Origin of the sequence: Plantactinospora veratri (assembly GCF_036421995.1) — a bacterium.
GTDB lineage: Bacteria > Actinomycetota > Actinomycetes > Mycobacteriales > Micromonosporaceae > Plantactinospora > Plantactinospora veratri.
Window position 1 is genome coordinate 120,787 of the sequence record NZ_JAZGQL010000020.1, and the last position, 23,428, is coordinate 144,214.

21 protein-coding genes and 1 pseudogene are annotated in these 23,428 nt (G+C 72.6%); 12 read left to right on the plus strand and 10 right to left on the minus strand.

Translation table 11 applies throughout. The features are described from left to right. The first annotated feature begins 88 nt into the window (after positions 1-88). Both V1634_RS24205 and V1634_RS24210 read left to right on the plus strand, forming a co-directional pair. Complete coding sequence (locus V1634_RS24205) at positions 89-685, plus strand: hypothetical protein (protein WP_331210177.1); 597 nt, start codon at positions 89-91, stop codon at positions 683-685. Between the two features lie 24 nt (positions 686-709). Continuing rightward, a pseudogene (locus V1634_RS24210) lies at positions 710-859 on the plus strand (endonuclease/exonuclease/phosphatase family protein); the annotation flags it as partial. A gap of 52 nt (positions 860-911) precedes the next feature. Here V1634_RS24210 and V1634_RS24215 read toward each other — a convergent pair. The 3 genes from V1634_RS24215 to V1634_RS24225 form a co-directional block, all read right to left on the minus strand. Then, positions 912-2,501, minus strand: coding sequence for an AMP-binding protein (locus V1634_RS24215; protein ID WP_331210178.1), 1,590 nt, complete (start codon positions 2,499-2,501; stop codon positions 912-914). Positions 2,502-2,513: 12 nt separating this feature from the next. After that, on the minus strand, positions 2,514-3,728 hold the full coding sequence (locus V1634_RS24220; protein ID WP_331210179.1) for an acyl-CoA dehydrogenase family protein: 1,215 nt from the start codon (positions 3,726-3,728) through the stop codon (positions 2,514-2,516). A 69-nt stretch (positions 3,729-3,797) separates the two neighbouring features. Further along, positions 3,798-4,250: an SCP2 sterol-binding domain-containing protein gene (locus tag V1634_RS24225; protein ID WP_331210180.1), complete on the minus strand. Its 453-nt coding sequence runs from the start codon at positions 4,248-4,250 to the stop codon at positions 3,798-3,800. A 98-nt stretch (positions 4,251-4,348) separates the two neighbouring features. Here V1634_RS24225 and V1634_RS24230 point away from each other — a divergent pair, with 98 nt between their 5' ends. The 4 genes from V1634_RS24230 (at position 4,349) to V1634_RS24245 (ending at position 7,476) form a co-directional block, all read left to right on the plus strand. Next, positions 4,349-4,996, plus strand: coding sequence for a TetR/AcrR family transcriptional regulator (locus tag V1634_RS24230; RefSeq protein WP_331210181.1), 648 nt, complete (start codon positions 4,349-4,351; stop codon positions 4,994-4,996). A gap of 145 nt (positions 4,997-5,141) precedes the next feature. After that, positions 5,142-5,525 carry an ArsR/SmtB family transcription factor gene (locus V1634_RS24235; RefSeq protein WP_331210182.1) on the plus strand — a complete coding sequence of 128 codons (384 nt, stop codon included), beginning with the start codon at positions 5,142-5,144 and terminating at the stop codon, positions 5,523-5,525. Next, positions 5,522-5,884 carry a hypothetical protein gene (locus V1634_RS24240; protein WP_331210183.1) on the plus strand — a complete coding sequence of 121 codons (363 nt, stop codon included), beginning with the start codon at positions 5,522-5,524 and terminating at the stop codon, positions 5,882-5,884. Before V1634_RS24235 ends, V1634_RS24240 begins: the two co-directional genes overlap by 4 nt. A gap of 38 nt (positions 5,885-5,922) precedes the next feature. Continuing rightward, entirely contained in the window at positions 5,923-7,476 is a 1,554-nt protein-coding gene (locus tag V1634_RS24245) for a serine hydrolase domain-containing protein (protein WP_331210184.1), read from the plus strand. 134 nt (positions 7,477-7,610) lie between these two features. Here the strand turns inward: V1634_RS24245 and V1634_RS24250 are convergent, their stop codons facing one another. From V1634_RS24250 to V1634_RS24260, 3 genes are all read right to left on the minus strand, one after another. Continuing rightward, positions 7,611-8,492 (minus strand): pectate lyase family protein, encoded by an 882-nt coding sequence (locus V1634_RS24250; RefSeq protein ID WP_456238622.1) that lies wholly within the window; start codon positions 8,490-8,492, stop codon positions 7,611-7,613. 353 nt (positions 8,493-8,845) lie between these two features. Then, entirely contained in the window at positions 8,846-9,769 is a 924-nt protein-coding gene (locus V1634_RS24255) for a MaoC/PaaZ C-terminal domain-containing protein (protein ID WP_331210278.1), read from the minus strand. Beyond that, positions 9,769-11,127 carry a 3-oxoacyl-ACP reductase gene (locus V1634_RS24260; protein ID WP_331210186.1) on the minus strand — a complete coding sequence of 453 codons (1,359 nt, stop codon included), beginning with the start codon at positions 11,125-11,127 and terminating at the stop codon, positions 9,769-9,771. Before V1634_RS24260 ends, V1634_RS24255 begins: the two co-directional genes overlap by 1 nt. Positions 11,128-11,184: 57 nt before the next feature. Here V1634_RS24260 and V1634_RS24265 point away from each other — a divergent pair, with 57 nt between their 5' ends. Beyond that, positions 11,185-12,477, plus strand: a complete 1,293-nt coding sequence (locus V1634_RS24265; protein WP_331210187.1) for an acetyl-CoA C-acetyltransferase — start codon at positions 11,185-11,187, stop codon at positions 12,475-12,477. A gap of 306 nt (positions 12,478-12,783) precedes the next feature. Here V1634_RS24265 and V1634_RS24270 read toward each other — a convergent pair whose 3' ends face one another. Then, positions 12,784-13,215: an uL11 family ribosomal protein gene (locus V1634_RS24270; RefSeq protein ID WP_331210188.1), complete on the minus strand. Its 432-nt coding sequence runs from the start codon at positions 13,213-13,215 to the stop codon at positions 12,784-12,786. A 104-nt stretch (positions 13,216-13,319) separates the two neighbouring features. On the opposite strand from V1634_RS24270, the gene purB reads away from it, so the two are divergent. Further along, complete coding sequence (purB, locus tag V1634_RS24275) at positions 13,320-14,744, plus strand: adenylosuccinate lyase (RefSeq protein ID WP_331210189.1); 1,425 nt, start codon at positions 13,320-13,322, stop codon at positions 14,742-14,744. Positions 14,745-14,824: 80 nt separating this feature from the next. Here purB and V1634_RS24280 read toward each other — a convergent pair whose 3' ends face one another. Both V1634_RS24280 and V1634_RS24285 read right to left on the minus strand, forming a co-directional pair. Next, positions 14,825-15,283 (minus strand): YbjQ family protein, encoded by a 459-nt coding sequence (locus V1634_RS24280; RefSeq protein WP_318398999.1) that lies wholly within the window; start codon positions 15,281-15,283, stop codon positions 14,825-14,827. Positions 15,284-15,501: 218 nt separating this feature from the next. Further along, positions 15,502-16,158: a S1 family peptidase gene (locus tag V1634_RS24285; protein ID WP_369931464.1), complete on the minus strand. Its 657-nt coding sequence runs from the start codon at positions 16,156-16,158 to the stop codon at positions 15,502-15,504. A 381-nt stretch (positions 16,159-16,539) separates the two neighbouring features. Here V1634_RS24285 and purS point away from each other — a divergent pair, with 381 nt between their 5' ends. Genes purS through V1634_RS24305 form a run of 4 tightly spaced genes read left to right on the plus strand, consistent with a single transcriptional unit; the run spans position 16,540 to position 21,262 of the window. Next, complete coding sequence (gene purS / locus V1634_RS24290; RefSeq protein ID WP_331210190.1) at positions 16,540-16,803, plus strand: phosphoribosylformylglycinamidine synthase subunit PurS; 264 nt, start codon at positions 16,540-16,542, stop codon at positions 16,801-16,803. After that, complete coding sequence (purQ, locus tag V1634_RS24295) at positions 16,800-17,483, plus strand: phosphoribosylformylglycinamidine synthase subunit PurQ (RefSeq protein WP_331210191.1); 684 nt, start codon at positions 16,800-16,802, stop codon at positions 17,481-17,483. Before purS ends, purQ begins: the two co-directional genes overlap by 4 nt. 17 nt (positions 17,484-17,500) lie before the next feature. Then, the gene (gene purL / locus V1634_RS24300) at positions 17,501-20,428 is read left to right on the plus strand and encodes a phosphoribosylformylglycinamidine synthase subunit PurL (RefSeq protein ID WP_407951840.1); all 2,928 of its coding nucleotides are present in this window, start codon (positions 17,501-17,503) and stop codon (positions 20,426-20,428) included. 57 nt (positions 20,429-20,485) lie between these two features. Further along, positions 20,486-21,262 (plus strand): 2-phosphosulfolactate phosphatase, encoded by a 777-nt coding sequence (locus tag V1634_RS24305; protein WP_331210279.1) that lies wholly within the window; start codon positions 20,486-20,488, stop codon positions 21,260-21,262. Between the two features lie 117 nt (positions 21,263-21,379). Here the strand turns inward: V1634_RS24305 and V1634_RS24310 are convergent, their stop codons facing one another. Next, positions 21,380-23,344: a carboxypeptidase regulatory-like domain-containing protein gene (locus V1634_RS24310; RefSeq protein ID WP_331210192.1), complete on the minus strand. Its 1,965-nt coding sequence runs from the start codon at positions 23,342-23,344 to the stop codon at positions 21,380-21,382. Positions 23,345-23,428: the final 84 nt, after the last annotated feature.

Below are 23,428 nucleotides of genomic sequence, written 5' to 3' on the forward strand. Positions count from 1 at the left end.
GTCGTGATTCGCGGCTCCGACCGATTCCCCTACCGTCAGATCAACCCCGGCCGTCGGTCCCGGGGATCCCACTGCCGGAGGAGCGACCATGCACAGGTACCTGATTCGGGCGGCGCTGGTCGCACTCGGCGGCGCGATCGCGATCGCCGCGACCGGCTGCGTGACCAGCGAGACCGGTGGGTCCACACCGGCCGGTTCGGCGCCGGCCACCGGTGACGCGGGCCTGGGCAGTGCCCCGCCGGCCGAGGCGGCCGGAACGCCGGCACCGACCGGCAGCCCGGCGGGCCAGGGCGGCCAGCCGGGCGGCGGCACCGGCAGACCTGGTGGCGGCGGCGACAGCGGTACGACGGGCAAGAAGCCGGGCGGTCCGACCATCGTGTTCTACCGGATCAAGCAGAAGCCGCAGTGCGACCAGGGTACGAACGTCAACCGCGTTCCCGGGGTGCCGGTGGTCCTGGAATGGAAGGTGACCGGCGCCGACAAGGTCACCATCTCCGTCGACGGGCCCGGGGTCTACGACACCTACCCGGCCGTCGGCACCGCGACGATCGACTTCCCCTGCGGCGACGGGCAGCCGGGCGGGTACGTCGAGCACACCTACCAGCTCCGTACCGTTGGCGGCGGCGAGGTGCGCTCCAAGACGCTGACCGCCTCGGCCCTGGTACACGAGATTCCCCAGGTGTGAGCGGGCGCCGCCCGGCCCGTCCAGGGCAAGAAGATCGACGTGATCTTCGTACGCGAGAACCGGATCGTCGGCACCTACACCGGCGACTCGCTCTCCGTCTCCACCGCCTGCGGCGGCGCCTGCTCCGACCACCGGATCCTGATCGGCACGGTCACCGTCCGGGTCGCCACCTGAGCCGTCGACGTGCCCGGGGCCTGACCGTCGACCGCCGAGGGGTGGCCGGGGGTCAGGCCCGGTGGTAGCGGCGTAGTTCCCGGGTCAGCACCTTGCCGGTCGCGTTGCGGGGCAGGGCGGGTACGAAGAGCACGTCCCGGGGCACCGAGAACCGGGCGCGGTAGCGGCGGACGTACTCGCGCACCGCGTCCGGGTCGAGCGTCTCGCCCGGATGCAGCACCAGGTACGCCGCCAGCCGCTGCCCGTACGTCCGGTCCGGTACGCCGATCACCGCCACCTCGCGTACCTGGGGCAGTTCGGCGAGCAGGTTCTCCACTTCGGACGGATGAACGTTCTCGCCGCCGGAGACGATCATGTCGTCGGCGCGGCCGTCGACGAAGAGCAGCCCGTCGGCGTCCAGGTGGCCGAGGTCGCCGGTGTCCAGCAGCCGCCCGCCGGCCGGGTCGCCCCGGCCGTCCGTTTCCCGGCCGCCCGTCGTGTACCCCTCGAAGAGCAGTTCGTTGCCGACCAGGATCCGGCCCACCTGGCCGGTCGGGACCGGCTCGCCGCGCGGGTCGACGATCACCAGCCGGGTGCCGTGCGGCGGCCGACCGGCGGTGGCCGGCGCCCGGCGCAGCTCGGCCGGAGTGGCGATGGCCGCCCAGGAGACCTCGGTGGAGCCGTACAGGTTGTAGAGCACGTCGCCGTAGCGGTCCATGAACCGGGTGGCCAGCCCGCCGGGCAGCGCGGAACCGCTCACCGCCACCACCTCCAGCGGGGGCCGGGTTGCCGGTGGCGGCACCTCCAGCAGCCGCTGCACCATCACCGGTACGGCGAAGAGCGCGGTGCAGCCGTGCCGCTCCACCGCCTCCAGCGCCGCCGACGGCTCGAACCTGCGGTGCAGTACGACGGTGCCGCGCAGCGCGAAGGCCATCTGGAGCGCGGCGTACCCCCAGGTGTGGAAGAGCGGGGCGGCGATCATCATCCGGACCCCGCTGTGCAGCGGGATCCGGCCGATGATCGCGACGAGCGGGCCGAGACCGTTCGGGGTGGGCCGGCGGGCGCCCTTCGGCGTACCGGTGGTGCCGGAGGTGAGCACGATGGTCCGGCCGTCCCGGCCCGGCGGGTGCAGCTCGCCGAGGGGCGCTCCGGCGACCAGGTCCGGGTACTCCCGCTCGTCGACCCGCTCCACCTCGGCAGGCAGCCCGACCACCCGGTCGAGGAACTCGGCGTCGTGCACCAGCAGCCGGATCCGCTGCTCCTCGGTGACGGTGCCGAGCTGCGTCCCGGAGAGTCCGGTGTTCACCAGCACGATGTCGGCGCCGAGCAGCCCGCCGGCGAGGGCCGTCTCCACCAGGGCGGAGTGGTTGCGGCAGAGCACCCCGATCCGGTCGCCCTCCGCGATGCCGTACCGGGCCCGCAGCGACCGGGCCAGCCGTTCGGCCCGGTCCAGTAGCTCCCGGTAGCTGATCTCGCCCTGCTCCTCGTCGATCAGCGCGGTCCGGTCCGGGTCCCGGGCCGCCGCCTGGCGCAGTTCGCCGACCAGGCTGAAGCCCCAGTTCCGCAGCGCGCCGAGTTGTGCCGCGACCCGCCGGGGCGAGCCGGGCTTGAGTAGTCCACGCCGGGTCAGCGTGCTGACGAGGAACGCGAGGTCCGAGGGCAAGGGTGGCTCCGATCAGCGGATCTGGCGACCGGAGATGGCCCGGGAGATCACCAGCCGCTGGATCTCCGAGGTCCCCTCGAAGATGGTGTAGATCTTGGCGTCCCGGTACCAGCGCTCGACCGGGTGCTCGCGCAGGAAGCCGGCGCCGCCGAGGATCTGCACCGCCCGGTCGGTCACCGAGACGGCCACCTCGCCGGCCTTGAGCTTGGACATCGAGCCCTCGCCCGCGCTGAAGGGCCGGTTGTTGCGGCCCATCCAGGCGGCCCGCCAGACCAGCAGCCGGGCGGCGTCGATCTCCATCCGCATGTCCGCGAGCTGGAACGCGATCGCCTGGTTCTCGATGATCGGCCGTCCGAACTGGATCCGCTCCTGGGCGTACGCCAGGGCGTACTCGTAGGCCGCCCGGGCCACCCCGATCGCCTGGGCCCCGACCGTCGGCCGGGAGAGTTCGAAGGTGCGCATCGCCGCCTGGCTGTTGCCGCGCTGGCCGGAGCGGGCCCGGTCGAGCCGTTCGCGCAGTGCCTCGGGCCCACCGAGCAGGCAGCGGCCCGGCACCCGTACCTCGTCGAGGAAGACGTCGGCGGTGTGCGAGGCGCGCAGCCCGAGCTTTTTGAGCTTCTTCGTCGCGGTCAGCCCCTCGGTGCCGGGCGGCACCACGAAGGCGGCCTGGCCACGGGAGCCGAGTTCGGGCTCCACCGAGGCGGTCACCACGTGCACGGCGGCGATCCCGCCGTTGGTGGCGTACGCCTTCTGCCCGGTCAGCACCCACTCGTCGGCGGCGGCGTCGTAACGGGCCCGGGTACGCATGGCGGAGACGTCGGATCCGGCCTCCGGCTCGGTGGTGCAGAACGCCGCGACGGCCGGCCGGTCGGTGTCGCCGTAGCACTGCGGTACCCATTCGACCAGTTGGTCAGGGGTGCCGGAGCCGTAGATGGCGGCGACCGCCAGGGTGGTGCCGAAGAGGGCCATGCCGATGCCGGCGTCGCCCCAGAAGAGTTCCTCGTTGGCCAGTGGCAGGGACAGCCCGGTCGGGTCGGCCCAGCAGTTCGCGATGAACTCGAAGCCGTACAGTCCGACCTTCGCCGCCTCCTGGATCACCGGCCAGGGGGTCTCCTCGCGGGCGTCCCACTCGGCGGCGGCCGGGCGCACGACCTCGGCGGCGAAGCCGTGCACCCAGTCCCGCAGGTCGCGTTGCTCTTCGTTCAGGTCGAGCGAGAACTCGGTCACGCCGTCCCCTCGTCGGTCGTCGGATTCGGTGCCCGGGGCGCCGACTCGGCCGGGCCCGGGTGCCGGGGGTCAGGCCTTCGGGATGTCGAACAGATTGGCGATGTTGGCCGCCAGCCCTAGGTCGCCCTTTGCCTTCAGCTTGCCGGTCATGAACATCATCACCGGGTTGGCACCACCGGAAACGATCTTGAGGAACTCCACCGGACCCATCGTGAGGGTGAGCTTCGGCTCCCGCTGCGGCGTCTCCGAGACCTGGCAGGTCCCGTTCTCGATGACGATCTCGTAGGTGTCGGAGCCGCCGTCGGCCCGGCCGGTGATGGTCCAGTGGATGACCGTGTTGGTGTTGCCGGCCCGGTCGGCCCGGAACAGCGACGGCATCCGGCCGAACACCGCGTCGAGGACCTTGCCGCGCAGGTCGCCGCTCATCACCTCGGCCAGCTTGTCGTCCGGGGTGGACTTGACGATCTGGGCGAACTGCTTGGGCTCGAGCGAGGCGAAGTTCGCCGGGTCGAAGTCGGTCATTCGAGAGTCCTCCGGGCTGCTGGTGGTCGTCGCTGTTCCGGTCAACTTTATTGGTTACTCACGCGTAACCTTACGCACGAGTAGGTAAGCTCGCAAGGGTGTCGACTCCGCCCGCGTTCCGGCGGCTGCCCCGGGCCGTACGGGAGCAGCAGATGCTCGACGCCGCGGTCCGGGTCTTCTCCCGACGTGGCTTCCACGCGGCGAGCATGGACGAGATCGCCGACGGAGCAGGCATCTCCAAACCCATGGTCTACGCCTATCTGGGGTCCAAAGAGGAGCTTTTCACCGCCTGCCTGCACCGCGAGGGGACCCGGCTGGTGGAGGCGATCGTCGGCGCGGTCGTGCCGGACCTGTCGTTCGAGGAGCGGCTCTGGCGCGGCCTGCGGGCGTTCTTCCGGTTCGTCGGGGCGCACCGGGACGGCTGGGCGGTCCTCTACCGGCAGGCCCGGGGCGAGCGGCCGTTCGCCAGCGAGGTGGCGGTGATGCGCAGCCGGATCATCGAGGTGGTCGCCGGGATGCTCGCCCGCGGCCTGGCCGCCGACGGCCGCGAGGTCCGCGAGCCCGAACTGGAGGTCATGGCGTATGCCCTGGTCGGCGCCTCGGAGTCGGTCGCCGACTGGCTGGCCGACCACCCCGACGCCGACCCGGACGCGATGGCCGGCCGGATGATGGACTTCGTCTGGACCGGCGCCGGCAACCTGCTCGCCGGCCGCTCGTGGCGCCCCCCGTCCGCCCCGGTGGACTGACACCCCCGCTGTTCCGACGGCCTTCCGGCGTCGCCCGCGCCCTCGCCGTCGCCGATCCGTCACTTGACGTCTGCCGTCCGGGGTGTCAGTCTCGTCTGACAGGGGGTGTCAGACGAGACTGACATCCAGGAAGGGAACCGGACGCATGGACCAGGCCCCGCCCTCGGGGGAGCAGTTGCTGCGGATGCTCACCGCGCTGGCCAGCCCGCACCGGCTGCGAATCGTCGCGGCGCTGGTCGAGGGCCGCAGCTATGTCAGTCAACTGGCCCGTCGGCTGGGGATGAACCGGCCGCTGCTCTACATGCACCTCCAGCGGCTGGAGGCGGCCGGCCTGGTCGTCGGCGAGCTGGAGACGGCCCGGGACGGCAGCTCGGTGAAGTACTTCGAGGTGGTGCCGTTCGCGCTGGCACTCACCCCGCAGGTGATCGCCGGGGCCGTCCCGACGCTGGCGGCGGCGGAGCCCGGAACTGGCGGAACCGGAGGGAACGGCCCGGCAGCGGGCGGATCGGGAGAGGACACGAGCAGGTGACCACACTGTTGGCAGCCGAGCCGGACATCGCGCAGACCACCACGGTCGCGTCGGCCGCGCTGGACATCGCGCAGACCGCCACGATCGCGTCCGCCGTACTGGGGGTGGCGCTGGTCGCCGTCGTCGGCTTCGTCGCCCTGGGCTTCTACCGGGCCCGGCGGAGCACGGCCGGCGAGGCGGCGTACCGCGCACTGGTCGAGCGGGTCGTCGAGGCGGAGACCCGGACGGCGGAGGCCACCGCCGCGACCGCCGAGCAACTGGCCGCGCTCCGTGCCGAGCTGCGCGGCACCCGCGACGAGACGACCGAGGTCAAGCAGCGGCTGGCCGAGTTGGAGCGGCTACTCAGCCAGATCGGCTGAGTCGTCGGCCGGCGACACCTCACGGGGAGGAAACACGAATGGGATCCAGCCTGCGACACACCGTCCGGGCGGTGCTGGCGGCGGTGCTCGCCCTGCCGGCGGCGGTGGCCGCCGGGACCGGGTCGGCGGCCGCAGTGCCCGCACCGGACGAACTGGCCCGGGTGGAGAGCTACCTGCGGGAGTACATGTCCGAGGTTCGCACGCCGGGGCTGGCGTACGCGGTGGTGCGTGGCGACCGGGTCGTCGGGCAGGGCACCTGGGGGGTCGACGGTGACGGCAACCCGATCACCGCGCACACCCCGTTCGTGCTCGGCTCGGTGACGAAGTCGTTCACCGCGCTGGCGGTGATGCAGCTCGTCGAGGCGGGCCGGGTCGAGCTGGACGCACCGGTCCGCCGGTACGTCCCGTGGCTGCGCCTGGCCGACGATCCGGTCGCGGCCAGGATCACCGTACGGCAGCTGCTCATCCAGACCAGCGGGCTGCCGCAGGTGGCCGCGATGGGGCTCACCGACCGGTACGACAACACGCCCGGCGCGCTGGCCCGTGCGGTACGGGACCTCGCGGCGGTCCGGCCGACGGCCGAGCCGGGCGGAGTCCACCAGTACAGCGACGCCAACTACATGATCCTGGGCGTACTGGTCGAGGAGGTGACCGGGGAGAGCTACGGCGGATATCTGCGCCGGCATGTACTCGATCCACTCGGGATGGTCGACTCCGCCGCCACCGGTGCCGAGGCGGAGGCGGTCGGGGTACCGCCCGGACACCGCTACTACCTCGGCCGTCCGCGGCGCTTCGACCCGGGCTTCGACGGCTCCGGCGTGACCTACGGTTTCCTGGCGGCGAGCCTCACCGACGTGACCCGCTACGCGATGGCACAGCTGGCCGGCGGCCGGTACTCGGGTCGCGCGGTCCTGTCCCCACAGGGCGTCGCGCAGTTGCACACCGGCCAGGTCCCGACCGGCGGCGGTGGCCGGTACGCGATGGGGTGGCGGGACGGCACGCTCGGCGGTCCGGCCGAGCGGGTGGTCTGGCACGCCGGGGCGACGGCGAACTCGTTCGGCCACATCGTGCTGGTACCCGGGTCGGATCTGGCCGTGGTGGTGCTGGCCAACATCTACAGCCTGGCGATGGACGGTCCGCTCGTCTCGGCGGCCTTCAACGTGGCCCGGATCCTCGGCGGCGCCGAGCCGGAGGCCGGTGCGGCGAAGGATCCGACCTTCACCCGGCTGCTCGCCGGGCTGGGCGTGGTCGCGGTGCTCCTGCTCGGCCTGCTGGCCTGGTCGGTACTCCGGCTCCTCCGTCGCCCGGCCGGAGCGGCCGGGTCGCGCCGCCGGATCCTCGCCGGAGCGGCCGGCTGGGTCGCCGGCTGCGCCGGGCTGGCCGTGGGGGTGACCTGGGCGATCCCGGCGGCCTGGGACGGTGCCGGGCTGACGCAGGTGCGGCTCTTCGCCCCGGATGTCGGTGACGCGATCGTGGCGGTGGCGGTGCTGGCCGGACTGCTGGCCCTGGCCCGGGTCGGCGTCGCCGCCGTCGCCCTGGCCGGTCGCCGACCGGTGCCGCAGACGCGGCCGCGCTACGAGGCGGCCGGCTGACCGCTCGGGCGCCGCGCTGCCGAGGTGCCCGGCCGACGGTCGGCGGGAACGGGGGTACGGGTGCTCCGGTCCGGTGGGACCGGAGCACCCGTCACGTCGCCGGTGGTGCGGGGTCGGATCAGCCGTGCCGACGGTCAGATCCGGCCGGTGCCGGCGCCGCCGGTGACGATGGACTTGACGTTGGCGGCCGGGTCGACGCTGACGCTGTACGGGAGGCTCCGTACGCTGCCGCCGGTCTGGCCGCTGCCGGAGTTCACGAAGTGGTTGTTCCGGGCGACCAGGGTGCCGGGGCCGGAGCTGGCCTCACCGAGGTGGTACGGGTCGTCGGTGTTCTCGAAGTAGTTGCCCTCGACGAGCACGCCCGCGCCCTCGGTGGAGGCGACGCCGTAGCCGCCGACGTTGTTGTAGTAGTTGTTGAAGACGTGCACCGGGTTGCCGAAGCGGACCCGGGGGTGCCGCTGGTTGGAGCCGTCGAACCAGTTGTGGTGGTACGTCACCCGCAACTTGCCACTGTCCTCGCTCGCGTTGTCGTCGGAGTGGCCGAGCAGGAACGACTTGTCGTGGTCGAAGACCCGGTTCCAGGAGACGGTGGCGCAGTCCGAGGCCCGCTTGATGTCGACCGCGCCGTCGGAGCCGTTGCTGAAGCTGTTGTGGTCGATCCAGACCCGGGTCGAGTACTGCACGTTGATCGCGTCGTCGCTCCAGTTCCGGAAGTTGATGTTCCGGATGATGACGTTGCTGACGCTGGCGACGTTGAGCCCGCCACCGGTGATGGCGGCGTTGCTGCCCACCCCGATGATGGTCTTGTTGGCGGCGACCTTCTGCATGCCGCTGATCGACAGGCTGCCGGAGACCCGGATCACGCGCGCACCGCTGGCCTGCATCTCGCTGACCAACTGGCTGCCGCTGGTGACCGTCACCGGGGAGGCGTTGCCGCCGCCGGTGGTGCCACCGCACTGGGTCGCCCAGCCCTGCATGTTGAACGAGGCGGCCGACGCGCTGGGCGTCGCGACCATCGAGGTGGTGACGAGTACGGCGGCGGTGGCTGCGGCGAGCAGTGGCGTCCGGGTGAGCCGTCGTACGCGCTGGGACGTGGTGGTTTCGGTGCTGGACACAGATACCTCCGAGCGGAAGTGATCCACCTCGGCGGCCGGGTCGCGGGTGGGACGCGGGCGCCGCCAGCGATGGTGGACGGTGCGGCCGGCGGTTCCGGGCGCGCACTTGTTGGGGACGGGGATGCTGGAAAGCGCTTTCCAGCATCAAACGAAGACTATCGATGCACATCCAGTCGTGTCAACGACGAATCTCGATGTTTGTTCCGTCCTGTCGGGCTTGGGGCGAGAGCGCGATCAGTCCGGATCACACCGGATCAGACCCCGGTCGCGGCCACCTCGCCGACCAGGTGGGCGCGACCACGCGACGGGTCGTACAGCCCGAAACTCCGGGCCGGGTCGGCGGAGAACGCGACCGTACCGGGCAGCGGCACGGGCCGCCGGAAGGCCACCTCCACGGTGTACGCGTCGGGCAGCCGCCCCTCCAACGCCGCCAGGCACCGCGCCTTGCTCCACATGCCGTGCGCGATCGGCCCGGCGAAGCCGAACAGCCGGGCGGCGACCCGCGAGGTGTGGATCGGGTTGTGGTCGCCGGAGACCCGGGCGTAGTCCCGGCCCACCCGGGAGCCCAGCCGCCAGAGCGCGGTCGGGGCCGGCGCCGCCGGCTGCTCCGGGGAGTCGCCCCGGCCGCCGGCCGCCGTACGCTCCCGCCGCAGGTACGTCGACACTCCGCGCCACACCACCTCCCCGTCGGCCGAGGCGGTGCAGACCACGTCGAACTGCCGGCCCCGGTCGTGCGGGCGCAGGTCGACGGCGCGTACCGCCAGGTCCAGCGGCTCCGCCGCGTCCATCCGCCGGTACGTGGTGATCCGGTTCGCCACGTGCACCAGGCCGACCAGGGGCAGCGGAAACTCCGGCGCGCTCATCAGGCGCAACGCCAGCGGGAAGGCGAGTACGTGCGGATAGGTCGGCGGCAGCGCGTCGGCGAGCCGGAACCCGCAGACCCGGTCGTACGCCGCGAGGTGGTCCCGGTCGACCGTGACCGCCCGGACCAGCAGTCCGGTCCCGGGGAGCCGGTCGGCCCGCCGGGCCGCACCGAACCTCGGGGCCAGCCCGATCGCCGCCCGCCGGTAGAGCGGCCCGGGGGCCGGCAGCGCCGCCAGCTCGACCGCGGACCTCCCCGGTGCTCTCCCGGGCTCGTCCGCAGTGCTGTCCCCGGTGTCGTTCGGCAGCTGCGCCATCACGCCCCCAGCAGACTCTGGCCGCAGACCCGGACCACGTTGCCGGTGACGCCGGCCGAGCCGGGCGAGGCGAACCAGGCGATCGTCTGGGCGACGTCGACCGGCAGGCCGCCCTGGGCCATGCTGTTCATCCGCCGGCCGGCCTCGCGGAGCACCAGCGGGATCCGGGCGGTCAACCGGGTCTCGATGAAGCCCGGCGCGACCGCGTTGACGGTGATGCCGCGCTCGGCGAGGACCGGAGCCATCGAGTGCACCAGGCCGATCACCCCGGCCTTGGAGGTGGCGTAGTTGGTCTGGCCCCGGTTGCCGGCGATCCCGGCGATCGAGGAGACCCCGATGAGTCGCCCGCCGGGCGGGATCAGCTCCCGGTCGAGCAGTACGTCGTTGATCCGCTCCTGGCTGGTGAGGTTGACCTCCAGCACCGAGTCCCACCAGTCCGGCTGCATCCGGCCGAGCGTCTTGTCCCGGGTGATCCCGGCGTTGTGCACCAGCACGTCGACCCGGCCGTGCCGGTCGGCGAGGTGGTCGGCGAGCCGCAGCGGTGCGTCCGGCGCGGTCAGGTCGAGCTGTACCGCCGTACCGCCGACGGCGTTGGCGACCTCGGCGAGCGCGTCACCGGCGGCCGGTACGTCCAGGGCCACCACCTGGGCACCGTCGGCCGCCAGCACCTCGGCGACCTTCGCCCCGATCCCCCGGGCGGCACCGGTGACCAGGGCGATCCGGCCGTCCAGCGGGCGGGCCCAGTCGACCTCCGGCACCTCGGCCGGGCCGATCCGGACCACCTGTCCGGAGACGTACGCCGAACGGCCGGAGAGCAGGAAGCGCAGGGTCGACTCGACCGCCCGCTCGGCGCCCGGCGCGACGTAGACGAGCTGCGCCGTCGTACCCCGGCCGAACTCCTTGCCGATGCTCCGGGTCAGCCCTTCCAGGGCGCGCTGCGCCGTCGCCTCCCGCGCGGTGGCGCAGGACTCCGGCGGCGTGCCGAAGACGACCACCCGGCCGGACGGGTGCAGCGCCCGGGCCAGCGGGTGGAAGAAGTCGTAGAGCGCACGCAGCCCGGCCGAGTCGGTGATGCCGGTGGCGTCGTAGAGGAGGGCGGCCTGCGGCGGCACCCGGCCGTCGCCGCCGGTGGGCCGGATGGTGGCCGGATCGGAGATCTCCACGCCGGCCGAGGTGAGCACCTTGGCCAGCGGTTCGACCAGGCGGCCGCCGGAGGCGGCGTCGAGGCGTACCGGGCCGTGTGTCAGCGGGTCGCCGGGGCGGTACCGGCGCAGTCTGGGCGGGTCGGGCAGGCCGAGGCGCTTGACCAGCGCCCGGCCGGGACCGGTGTGGGCGAAGCTCGCGTACCTGTCACTCATGAGAGAAGCCTACTCGCGGGTAAGGTAGGAACAACCCTGCGTTCTGGAGGCGTCACCATGGAAACCGTACGCCGCGTCGCGGTCCTCGGAGGCAACCGGATCCCGTTCGCCCGCTCCAACGGTCGGTACGCAAAGGCGTCCAACCAGGACATGCTGACCGCCGCCCTGGACGGGTTGATCGCCCGGTTCGGCCTGGCCGGCGAGCGGCTCGGCGAGGTGGCCGCCGGGGCGGTGCTCAAGCACTCGAAGGACTTCAACCTCACCCGGGAGGTGGTACTCGGCTCCCGGCTCGACCCGCACACCCCGGCGTACGACCTCCAGCAGGCCTGCGGCACCGGCCTGGAGGCGGCGATCCTGGTCGCCAACAAGATCGCGCTCGGTCAGATCGACGTCGGGGTCGCCGGTGGCGTGGACACCACCTCGGACGCGCCGCTGGCCGTCAACGAGGAACTGCGGCGCACCCTGCTGGAGATCAACGCCGCCCGTACCCTCGGCGGGCGCCTGAAGGCCGCCAGCCGGCTCCGCCCGGCCCAGCCGTTCCGGCCGGAGATCCCGCGCAACGCGGAGCCGCGTACCGGACTGTCGATGGGCGAGCACGCGGCGGTCACCGCCCGGCGGTGGAACGTCGACCGGCAGGCCCAGGACGAACTCGCGGTCCGGTCGCACCAGCGGCTCGCCGCCGCGTACGACCGGGGGTTCTTCGACGACCTGGTCACGCCGTACCTCGGGCTGACCCGGGACGCGAATCTCCGCCCCGACACCAGCGTGGAGAAGCTCGGCCGGCTCAAGCCGGCCTTCGGCACCCGGGGGCCGGACGCCGAGCGGGCCAGCATGACCGCCGGCAACTCGTCCCCGCTCACCGACGGGGCGTCGACGGTGCTGCTCGCCTCCGAGGAGTGGGCCAGGGCGCACAACCTGCCGGTACTCGCCTGGTTCGGCGCGTCGACGACCGCCGCCGTCGACTTCGTGCACGGCGACGAGGGGCTGCTGATGGCCCCCGCGTACGCCGTACCCCGGCTGCTCGCCCGGACCGGGCTGACCCTGGCCGACTTCGACTACTTCGAGATCCACGAGGCGTTCGCGTCGCAGGTGCTGGCCACCCTGGCCGCCTGGGAGTCGCCGGAGTTCTGCAAGGAGAAGCTGGGCCTGGACGCCCCGCTCGGCACGATCGACCCCGACAAGCTGAACGTCAACGGCTCGTCGTTGGCCGCCGGCCACCCGTTCGCCGCCACCGGCGGCCGGATCGTGGCCACCCTGGCCAAGCTGCTCGCCGAGCGCGGCTCGGGACGCGGGTTGATCTCGATCTGCGCGGCCGGCGGCCAGGGCGTGGTGGCGATCCTGGAACGCTGAGCCCGCACCGCAGCCCGTGAGCCCGACAACCGTCGGGATCGGTGACCTGGACACCAGATGCGCTAACCGTGCGACGTAACGCCTCTCAGGTCCAGGTCGAGATCGCGACACCACTCCCAAACAACTGTTTGATAGTCGAGTCGGCGTCTCCTAGCCCAGCCGTGCCGCCACGCCCAGCCGTGCCGCCGCGCCCAGCCGTGCTGCCGGGCGCTCCGTCGCCGGCAGCGGGTCCGGCTCCGGCGGGCCGGGTCGGGTGGTGCCGCCGCCCCCACCCACCGCACCGGTGCCGGACCCCGCCGACGCTGTTCAGTCGTCGGTGACGAGTACCCCCATCGACCGGGCCGTGCCGGCGACCTGCCGCATCGCCGCCGCCACGTCGTCGGTGTTCAGGTCGGGCAACTTCCGCTCGGCGATCTCCCGGAGCTGCTGACGGGAGATCGTGGCCACCGCCTGTGAGCCGGGCCGTGCGGAACCACCGGCCAGCCCGAGCGCCTTCCGGATCAGGTACGCCGTCGGCGGCGTCTTGAACCGCAGCGCGTACGACCGGTCGTCGAAGACGGTGACGACCACCGGAACGATCTCGCCGCGCTGGGCCGAGGTGGCGGCGTCGTAGTCGAGCTTGAGCTGCCGGGTGTTGACGCCGGTCGGGCCGAGCATCTTGCCGATGTCGACCATCGCCGCGTTACCGGCGTCGAGTTCCAGCGTGAGCTGGCGGTTGATCTTCTTCTGCGGTGCCATGCCGGCGAAGCTATGGATTCCAGCGACTGGAGGGTCAACGCGATTGTCCAGGGCCCGGACCGCCCGCCGGACGGATCCGGACCGGGATGGCAGACAATGGCGGGGTGACCAGCATCCCCAACGTCCTCGCCAACCGCTACGCCTCGGCCGAGCTGGCCGCCCTCTGGTCCCCGGAGGAGAAGATCCGGATGGAGCGCCGCCTCTGGCTGGCCGTACTCCGGGCGCAGCGCGATCTCGGCGTGCCGGTGCCGGACGGCGCGGTCGAGGCGTACGAGCGGGTGCTGGACCAGGTCGACCTCGCCTCGATCGCGGCCCGGGAGCGGGTGACCCGGCACGACGTGAAGGCGCGGATCGAGGAGTTCAGCGCGCTGGCCGGGCACGAGCAGGTGCACAAGGGGATGACCTCCCGGGACCTGACCGAGAACGTCGAGCAGCTACAGGTCCGCGCCTCGCTGGAACTGGTCCGGGACCGGGTGGTCGCCGCACTGGCCCGGCTGGCCCGACTCGCCGTCGAGCACGCCGACCTGGTGCTGACCGGCCGCTCGCACAACGTCGCCGCCCAGGCGACCACGCTGGGCAAGCGGTTCGCCAGCGCCGCCGAGGAACTGCTGATCGGGTACGAGCGGCTGACCGACCTGATCGAGCGCTATCCGTTGCGCGGCGTGAAGGGGCCGGTCGGTACCGCCGCCGACCAGCTCGACCTCTTCGACGGGGACCCGGCCAAGGTGGCCGAGCTGGAGCGCCGGGTCGCCGAGCACCTCGGGTTCCGCCGGGTGCTGGACAGCGTCGGCCAGGTCTATCCGCGCTCGCTGGACTTTGACGTGATCTCCGCGTTGGCCCAGACGGCCGCCGCGCCGAGCAGCCTGGCCACCACGATCCGGCTGATGGTCGGCCAGGAACTGGCCACCGAGGGCTTCCGCCCCGGCCAGGTCGGCTCCAGCGCGATGCCGCACAAGATGAACACCCGGTCCAGCGAGCGGGTGAACGGCTTCGCGGTGATCATCCGGGGCTATCTGTCGATGGTCGGCGAGCTGGCCGGCGACCAGTGGAACGAGGGCGACGTCTCCTGCTCGGTGGTGCGCCGGGTGGCGCTGCCGGACGCGTTCTTCGCCGCCGACGGGCTGTTCCAGACCTTCCTGACCGTGCTGGACGAGTTCGGCGCGTACCCGGCGGTGATCGCCCGGGAACTGGACCGCTACCTGCCGTTCCTGGCCACCACCAAGATTCTTGTCGCGGCGGTGCGGCGCGGGGTCGGTCGGGAGACCGCGCACGAGGTGATCAAGGAGCACGCGGTCGCGGTGGCGCTGGCGATGCGGGAGAAGGGCGCCGCCGAGAACGACCTCTTCGACCGGCTCGCCGCCGACGGCCGGCTCGGGCTGACCCGGCCCGAGATCGACGAGCTGGTCGCCGACCGTGCCGGCTTCACCGGGGCGGCGTCCGCCCAGGTCCGGGCCGTGGCCGACCGGATCGCGGCGGTGGTCGCGGCGCACCCCGACGCCGCCGCGTACGACCCGGCGCCGATCCTCTGATCCCGGCCGGCAACCCGTCAGGGCGTTAGGAAGGGCCCCTTCATCTACCGAAAACGATAAGCGGGGGCCCTTCCTTGCGCTCAGTTTCGGGGTGTCGGGGTGCCGGCGGCGCTGCCGAGGTCCGGTGCGCTGGGCGCCTCGGCGATCGCCCCGGAGTCCAGCGGCTCCGCCAGGTGTGCCGTCTCGGCCGCCACCTTCGGCTGGTCGCTGGGTGGATTCTCCGGTGGCTGCCGGACGGCGACCACCGCCGTGCCGTACGCGCAGAGTTCCATCCACATCTCGCCGACCTCGCGATGGTCGAACCGCATCCCGATCACGGCGTTCGCGCCGAGCCGGGTCGCCTCCTCACCCAGCTTCTGCACGGCGTCGGTACGCCAGCGGGTGAGGTTCTCGGGCGCCTTGGGGTCATAGGCGCCACCACGGAGGTTCTTCACGCCTTCCCGGTACGGGTTCCGGGTTCGGGCCTGGGAAGATACGACCTCGCCGAGTACCGCGCGGATCTCGTACCCCGGTAGGTGATCCGTCGTCACGACCAGCACAGCTTGATGCTGGCAGAGCAGGGCCCGTGCGTTTTGCGAGGGCTGTTCACATCGCTCCAGTTTGCGAAACGGCGCGGCTGCCGCGAACCGGCCGCCGGAGCCCGTTCCCGGCCGCGTCGCCGCCAAACCGCGCGCCGGTCGCCCAAACGGCGCGGCGCGGACGTCCCATCGCAGCTGGAACGTCCGCGCCATACCCCTGAGGAGGGTGTGGGTGGTGCCTAGACGCCGGAGACGGAGGTGATCCAGGAACGGTTGTAGGCGACGCTGCCGTAGTTCTGGATGCTCTGCCCGTCGGCGGTGGAGGCGACGCCGACCTGGGCGCCGTTGTAGACCTGTGGGCCACCGGAGTCACCACGCCAGGCGTTGCCGTTGACCCGGGTGCTGCGGATCGCCCGCCCGCCGTACGCGTCGGTGACGTTCGTGCTGGTCACCCGTACCGTCGCGGTCTTCAGCGTGGTCGACGCCGAGCAGCCGCTGTAGCAGGTCATGCCCCACCCGTAGATCGAGTTGGTGGAGTTGACCGGCGGGTAGGCGCTGGACAGGGGCATGTAGCTGGTGTTGATCGAGGTGGACAGGTTGAGCAGCGCGAGGTCGTACCGGGAGTAGCTGGCGGTCACGCCACTGGTGACGCCGCCGGAGGACCGGTTGACGCTGCCGACCCGCACCGACATCGTGCCGCTGACGCAGTGCCGGGCGGTGAGCACCCAGCGGGCCGCGATGATGGTGCCGGAGCAGGTGAACGAGCCGTTGCTGAGCACGGCCGCGGCCCAGGGGGCCGAGGAGACGGTGCCGCCGCCGATGATGAAGGGGGTGGCGGGGGCGGCAGTGGCGACGGACGGCGCGACGAGCGCGCCGGCCATGGCGGTGGCGAGCATCACCAGGGTTCGGCGAAGACGCACAGGGGGCTCCTTCCGGGGGGTTTACCCGGGGTCACCGGGTCGGTTTGAGCCGCCGTAGGCGGGAGGATGTCCGCCGTACGGACCTGGACAGTCAACGTTCGGTGTAGACAACCGGACGTTTGACGCCACACGCTAAGCCGTTCGTCACCTATTCACAAGGGTGAACCTCTGTGGTCGGTTTCCGACCCTCTCCGGCGGGTGACCGGGTCCACCGGAGGCGCTCGGCCGGCACCCGGGGTCGGTCGGGGCATCGACGCGCCGGCCCGTGCATCAACTGGCTGGTCGGCCGGGTACGCTGGCTCCGCTCGCCCCTTTCGTGGGCCGGCACCCAACTGCGTACACAGTCAGGAGTGCCCAGTGCCTCGCGTCGTCGTCGACGTCATGCTCAAGCCGGAGATTCTCGATCCCCAGGGCCAGGCCGTCGCGAATGCCCTGCCGAGGCTCGGAGTCACGGACGTGTCCTCCGTGCGCATCGGCCGGCGGATCGAGATCGAGTTCACCGGCCAGCCGGACCTGGACCGGGCTCGGGAGATCGCGGACAAGCTGCTGGCCAACCCGGTGATCGAGGACTTCGCGGTCCGGGTCGTCGAGGCCGGCGACGCCGAGGAGCGCAATCCATGAGCGCCCGGATCGGCGTGGTGACGTTCCCCGGCTCGCTGGACGACCGGGACGCCGCCCGGGCCGGCCGGATCGCCGGTGCCGAGGTGGTGTCCCTCTGGCACGACGACCCCGACCTGCACGGCGTCGACGCCGTGGTGCTGCCCGGCGGCTTCTCCTACGGCGACTACCTGCGCTGCGGCGCCATCGCCCGGTTCGCCCCGGTGATGGAGTCCGTCGCCGCCGGAGCCCGGGACGGCCTGCCGGTGCTCGGCATCTGCAACGGGTTTCAGATCCTCTGCGAGGCGCACCTGCTGCCCGGCGCGCTGACCCGCAACCAGCACCTGCATTTCCGCAACCGCGACCAGGTGCTGCGGGTCGAGTCGGCGGGCACCGCCTGGACCAACGCGTTCCAGCCCGGGCAGGAGATCCTGATCCCGGTGAAGAACGGCGAGGGCTGCTATGTCGCCGACGAGCGCACCCTCGACGAGCTGGAGGCGACCGGCCGGGTGGTGGCCCGCTACCTGGGCGGCAACCCGAACGGTTCGCTGCGGGACATCGCCGGGATCAGCAACGAGGCCGGCAACGTGGTCGGGTTGATGCCGCACCCCGAGCACGCCGTGGAGGCGCTGACCGGCCCGTCCCTCGACGGACTCGGCTTCTTCACCTCGGTCCTCAAGCACCTCGCGGGAGTACCCGCATGATCGAACGGAGTGAGGTCATGGGCCAGCCAGAGCCCGCCCTCGCCGGCCACCCCTCGGCATCCGATCCCGCCCCGGTACCCGCCTCGGCCGTCGACGCGGTGGCCAGGAGGGCTGCGGCCGAGTCGTCCGTACCCGGCCAGGCGGCGCCGGTCGGCGTCGGCGCGGACTTGCCGGTCAACGGCTACCCCGGCGGCCTGGACACCGTGTCGAACGCGTCGGCCACCCCCGGCGACCTACAGCCCTACGCGGAGCTGGGCCTGCGCGACGACGAGTACGACCGGATCCGGCAGATCCTCGGCCGCCGACCCACCCAGTCCGAGCTGGCGATGTACTCGATCATGTGGAGCGAGCACTGCTCCTACAAGTCGAGCAAGGTGCACCTGCGGCAGTTCGGTGAGAAGGCTCCGCCGAGCGACCGGCTCCTCGCCGGCATCGGCGAGAACGCCGGCGTGATCCAGATCTCCGACGAACTGGCGGTGACCTTCAAGGTCGAGTCGCACAACCACCCGAGCTTCGTCGAGCCGCACCAGGGCGCGGCGACCGGTGTCGGCGGCATCGTCCGGGACATCCTGGCGATGGGTGCCCGGCCGGTCGCGGTGATGGACCCGCTGCGGTTCGGCGCCGCCGACCACCCCGACACCGCCCGGGTACTCCCCGGCGTCGTCGCCGGGATCGGCACCTACGGAAACTCGCTCGGCCTGCCCAACATTGGCGGCGAGGTGGTCTTCGACGCCTGCTACCAGGGCAACCCGCTGGTCAACGCGCTCTGCCTCGGTGTGCTGCCCGTGCGGCGGTTGCAGAACAAGGCCGCCGCCGGCCCCGGCAACGTCGTGGTGCTGCTCGGCGCCAAGACCGGACGGGACGGCATCGGCGGGGTCTCCGTGCTGGCCAGCGCCACCTTCGACGACGGCAGCGCGCAGCGCCGCCCGTCGGTGCAGGTCGGCGACCCGTTCATGGAGAAGCTGCTGATCGAGGCGTGCCTGGAGCTGTACGACGCCGGACTCGTCGTCGGCATCCAGGACCTCGGCGGCGCCGGGCTGACCTGCGCGCTCACCGAGACCGCCGCCGCGGCCGGCACCGGCATGCGGGTCTGGCTGGAGCGGGTGCCGCTGCGCGAGGCGTCCATGCAGCCGCACGAGATCCTGGCCAGCGAGTCGCAGGAGCGGATGCTGCTGATCGTCGCCCCGGAGCAGCTCGACGCGGTGCTCCGGATCGCCGAGAAGTGGGGCATTCCGGCCAGCGCGATCGGTGAGGTGACCGGTGCCCCCGAGGGCTCCGGTCCGGGCCGGCTGCTGGTCACCTGGCAGGGACACACCGTGGTCGACGTGCCGCCGGGGTCGCTGGTGGACGACGGCCCGGTCTACGCCCGCCCGATGCGGGAGCCGGCCGACCTGATCCTGCTCCAGGCGGACCGGGCCGAGACGCTGCCCCGACCGTCCACCGCCGAGGCGCTCCGGGAGACCCTGCTCCGGATGATCGCCTCGCCGAACCTCTGCGACAAGACCTGGGTCACCGAGCAGTACGACCGGTACGTGCTCGGCAACACCGTGCTGGCGCAGCCGGAGGACGCCGGAGTGATCCGGATCGACGAGCGGTCCGGGCTGGGCGTCGCCCTCTCCGTCGACGGCAACGGCCGGTACGCCCGGCTCGACCCGTACCACGGGGCGAAGCTGGCGCTCGCCGAGGCGTACCGGAACGTGGCGGTGACCGGCGCGAAGCCGATCGCGGTGACCGACTGCCTGAACTTCGGCTCGCCGGAGGACCCGGGCGTGATGTGGCAGTTCGCCGAGGCCGTACGCGGGCTCGCCGACGGCTGCGCCGAGCTGGGCATCCCGGTCACCGGTGGCAACGTCAGCTTCTACAACCAGACGGGTGCGGCGGCGATCCACCCCACCCCGGTCGTCGGGGTGCTGGGCGTGCTCGACGACGTCGCCCAGCGGGTGCCGATGGGCTTCGCCCGGACCACCGGGGCCGACCACGATCTGATCTTCCTGCTCGGTGAGACCCGGGTGGAGCTTTCCGGCTCCGAGTGGGCCTGGGTCACCCACGAGCACCTCGGCGGGGTACCGCCGAAGGTCGACCTGGCGACCGAGCGTAGCCTCGCCGAGCTGATCGCCGAGGCGGCCCGGGTCGGGCACCTGCGCTCCGCCCACGACCTCTCCGACGGCGGTCTCGCCCAGGCGCTGGTCGAGTCGACCCTCCGGCACGGCGTCGGCGCCCGGATCGCCCTGCCGGAGGGCTTCACCGCCGGCTCGATGCCGTTCGTCTTCCTGTTCAGCGAGTCGGCCGGCCGGGCGATGGTGGCGGTGCCGCGCGGGCACGAGAAGGCGTTCACCGCGCTCTGCGTCGAGCGCGGCGTGCCGTGGACCCTGATCGGGGTCACCGACACCGGCGCGGACGAGTTGGAGATCCGGGGCCAGTTCACCGTCGGCCTGCCCGAGCTGCGTACGGCGTTCAGCGCCACCCTGCCGGGCCTGTTCGGCGAGAGCGCGGCGGCGCTGGCCGAGTCGGTGGCGACCGGGACGAGCACGCCGGAGGCCGGGCCGACCGGTTCCGACCGGGCCGGGACCCAGCCGGTCACCGGCACGGACCAGCCGGTCACCGGCACGGACCAGCCGGGCTCCGGCACCGACCGGCCCGAGCCGGACGCTGCCGACCGGCCCGAGCCGGTGCACTCCGCTGCCGGCTCGGCGGCGAAGCCGGAGACGGCCGTCGCTCCCACCGCCGCCGGCCCGGAGGCCGCCACTGTCGAGGGCGTGCCTGGCGAGGGCGTGGCGGCCGAGAGCGTGGCGGCCGAGGGCGCCGCTCCCGAAGCCGCGGCTCCGAGCGAGGGCGCTCCGACCACCACCGCCACTGCCGCTCCGAGCGACGGCCCCGGGGAGCCGGAGCCGGCGGACCAGGAGCGGGCGGACCAGAGCGATGCCGGAGATCGCCGGACGGACTGACCCGGCTGCGCGGCGGTCGGGTCGATCCGGCGGCGGAGGGACCGCGTCGTGGCGGAGCTGACCGGACCATCGGACGGCTCGGCGGAGTCTGTCTACGCCCAGCCCGGTAGCGGCGCCAGGCTGGACTGGGGACTGGCCGGCGCGGCCGAACTGAGCCGGGTCTGCGCGGTACTGGTGATCGTGGACGTGCTCTCCTTCACCACGTCGGTGGAGGTGGCCGTCGCCCGGGGAATGCGGGTGCACCCGTTCCCCTGGGGTGCCCAGGCTGCGGAATACGCCACCCGGGTCGGCGCGGTCGCCGCGGTCGGCCGTCGCGCGGTCACCCCGGACCATCCCTGGTCGCTCTCCCCGGCGGCTCTGCACACCGCACCGGTCGTGCCGGATCTGGTACTGCCGTCCCCGAACGGTTCGGCGATCAGTGCCGCGGCCAGTGCGACCGGGCTGCCGGTGGTGGCGGCCTGCCTGCGTAACGCCACCGCCGTCGGGCGCTGGCTCCTCGCCCAGGGGTACGGCTCGACCAGCGCACCGATCGGCGTCGTGGCTGCCGGGGAACGCTGGCCGGACGACAGTCTCCGGCCCGGTGTCGAGGACCAGCTCGGTGCGGCGGCCGTACTGGACGCTCTCTCCACAGTGCCAGGTGGGCTCTCCGTCGAGGCGGCGCTGGCGTTGGCCGCGTTGAACAGCCTTCCCGACGTGCCGGCGGCGGTCCGGGGCAGCGTTTCCGGGCGGGAACTCGTCGCCCGGGGATTCGGTCAGGACGTCGAGATCGCGGTCCAGGTCGGTGTCTCCGACGTGGTGCCGGTACTCCGCAACGGCGTCTACTCGCCGGCCTGACCGGGACCGTTCCGCCCGTCGTCAGCCGCAGCGGCCAGCACAGCGGTGCCGCGAACCCGAAGGGGCCCGGCTCGCCATCGCGAACCGGGCCCCTTCGAATTGGTCGTGCGGGCCGCCTCAGTCGTCCAACCAGTCGAGCGACCGGCGCTCCGAACGGCTCGACTGCTGCGGCGCACCGGACCGGCTGTGCCCGGCCCGCGGCGCGTCGTCGTAGTAGCCGGCACCCTGCTGCTGGTCGTAGCCGGCGCGGTCGTCGTAGCTGCTCTGGTCGTCGTAACCACCACGCGGCTGTTCGTATCCGGCACCGGTGGTCGGCTGTTCGTAGCCGGCCCGGTCGGCGCCGTACCCCTGTTCGTAACCGGCCCGGTTGTCGTAACCCTGCTGGTCGTAGCCGTCGTCGGCGCGCGCGTATCCGGCACCCGTACGCGGCTCGTCGCCGTAGCCGGCCTGACCCGCGCCGTAGCCTCCGGCGTCGTACCCGTCGTCGTCCCGCCCGTACTGCTGGGTGGGCTCGTACCCAGCGGCGTGGCCGGCGCCCGAGGACGGCCGGTAGGCGTTCGTGTCGTACGGGTCGGCCGCCGGGCCGTACTCGTCGGCACCGCCCCGGCCGCCGGTGTAGCGCCCGGTCGGCTCGTCGTACCCGTCGTCGTAGCCACCGGCACCGTTGGCGGAGTATCCACCACCGGAGACGGGGGCACCGTACCCGGCACCCGAGCCGGGGGCGTTGCCGTAGCCGGCCCCGGAGGCGGGGGCGCCGTAGCCGGCACCCGAGCCGGGAGCGTTGCCGTACGCGCCGGCACCGGACCCGGGGCGGTCACCGTAGCCGTTGGCGTCGCCGCCCCAGCCCGGCTGTCCGGCGGCGCCGTAGCCCGGCGCCTGGGGCGCGGGAAGCGGTGCACCGTACGGGTCCGGGAACTCGTCGTCGACCAGCGGTGCACTGTGCATCATGGTCGGCGCGTCGGCGAGGTTGCCGCCCCGGTTGACCATCGTCGGGTCGGCACCGGCCCGGTTGGTGACCCGGGTGGCGTCGTCGTCGCCCCGGTAGCCACCCCGGCCGGCTCCGGCACCTCCGCGCGGTCCCGGCCCGCCGGGACCGTCCTCGTCGTCGTCCCCGCCGTCTTCCTTGCGGCGCATCAGCAGCAGCACGATCGCGCCGACACCGAGGGCGACGAGCAGGCCGCCGGCCAGGATCAGCACCCAGGAGCCGAGTCCGCCGCCGGACTCCTCGTTGGCGGCCTGGTCGGGCGCGCCCGCCTCCTGGCTCTCCTCGGCACCGGCCTCCTCGGTCGGCTCCTCCTCGGCGGCGTCCTCGGTCGGCTCGACCGTGGCCTCCGGGGTCGCGGTCGGCGCGCCGGCCAGGGCGAGCTGGATGCCCTGCCCGTTGACCCGGGCACCGGCGGCCCCGTTCACGTCTTTGGTGTCGCTGATGCCGTCCTTGGTGGCCCGGATCTGGAGCCGTCCCGGCGCGATCGGCCGGTCCTGGGAGCCCCTGAACTGGTAGTTCCCGTTGCTGCTCGTGGTGGTGTTGTGGGTCCGGCCCTGCCCGTCGGTCAGCCGTATGCTGGCGTTGGGAACCCCTTCGCCGGTGGCCTCGTTGGTGACCCGTCCCGACACCTCGGCGACCGTCTGCACCTCCGGCGGCGCCTCCGGCCCGCGCACGGTGATCCTCGTTGAGGCCGATTTGCTGTCGTTACCGACCTGGGCGGTGACCTGGATGTTGCCGGACCGAGTCTGTCCGGCCGCGACGTTTCCGGCGCGGAGCGTGACGCTGTAGGACTTGGTCGCACCGAGGTCGATGGTGTCGATGAAGCCGCACCGGTCGCCCTGGCACTGCACCTCGTTGAAATCCCGGACGTTGATGTTGAACGAGGTCTCCCCGCCCAGCACGCCGCCGTTGTTGTTCTTGACGGTGAAGCTGAGCGTGGTGGTCTGCCCCGCGTTCAGGTTGGTGTTGACGCCCGTGATCGTTACGTCCGGATCGTCAGCCAGCGCTGGTGTGGTGGGGAGAGCGAATACAGCGCTGGCTGCCAGCGCCACGACCACACCGGCCCGGGAGATCCAGGCTCGTCGGTGTGCTGTCACGTCCACCGCCTTCCGGGGCTCCGCCGCCGACCCGTCGTCGGCGGGGATCTACCCATACGACTACACCGTCGGCAACTATGCCTT

What these genes read in the sequence shown, in the direction of transcription:
- V1634_RS24205 (WP_331210177.1), top strand. Translation starts at nt 89, where the DNA reads ATGCACAGGTACCTGATTCGGGCGGCGCTGGTCGCACTCGGCGGCGCG.
- V1634_RS24245 (WP_331210184.1), top strand. Translation starts at nt 5,923, where the DNA reads ATGGGATCCAGCCTGCGACACACCGTCCGGGCGGTGCTGGCGGCGGTG.
- V1634_RS24235 (WP_331210182.1), top strand. Translation starts at nt 5,142, where the DNA reads ATGGACCAGGCCCCGCCCTCGGGGGAGCAGTTGCTGCGGATGCTCACC.
- V1634_RS24255 (WP_331210278.1), bottom strand. Translation starts at nt 9,769, where the DNA reads ATGGCGCAGCTGCCGAACGACACCGGGGACAGCACTGCGGACGAGCCC.
- purL (WP_407951840.1), top strand. Translation starts at nt 17,501, where the DNA reads ATGGGCCAGCCAGAGCCCGCCCTCGCCGGCCACCCCTCGGCATCCGAT.
- V1634_RS24285 (WP_369931464.1), bottom strand. Translation starts at nt 16,158, where the DNA reads ATGCTCGCCACCGCCATGGCCGGCGCGCTCGTCGCGCCGTCCGTCGCC.
- purQ (WP_331210191.1), top strand. Translation starts at nt 16,800, where the DNA reads ATGAGCGCCCGGATCGGCGTGGTGACGTTCCCCGGCTCGCTGGACGAC.
- V1634_RS24260 (WP_331210186.1), bottom strand. Translation starts at nt 11,127, where the DNA reads ATGAGTGACAGGTACGCGAGCTTCGCCCACACCGGTCCCGGCCGGGCG.
- V1634_RS24270 (WP_331210188.1), bottom strand. Translation starts at nt 13,215, where the DNA reads ATGGCACCGCAGAAGAAGATCAACCGCCAGCTCACGCTGGAACTCGAC.
- V1634_RS24250 (WP_456238622.1), bottom strand. Translation starts at nt 8,492, where the DNA reads ATGGTCGCGACGCCCAGCGCGTCGGCCGCCTCGTTCAACATGCAGGGC.
- V1634_RS24225 (WP_331210180.1), bottom strand. Translation starts at nt 4,250, where the DNA reads ATGACCGACTTCGACCCGGCGAACTTCGCCTCGCTCGAGCCCAAGCAG.
- V1634_RS24265 (WP_331210187.1), top strand. Translation starts at nt 11,185, where the DNA reads ATGGAAACCGTACGCCGCGTCGCGGTCCTCGGAGGCAACCGGATCCCG.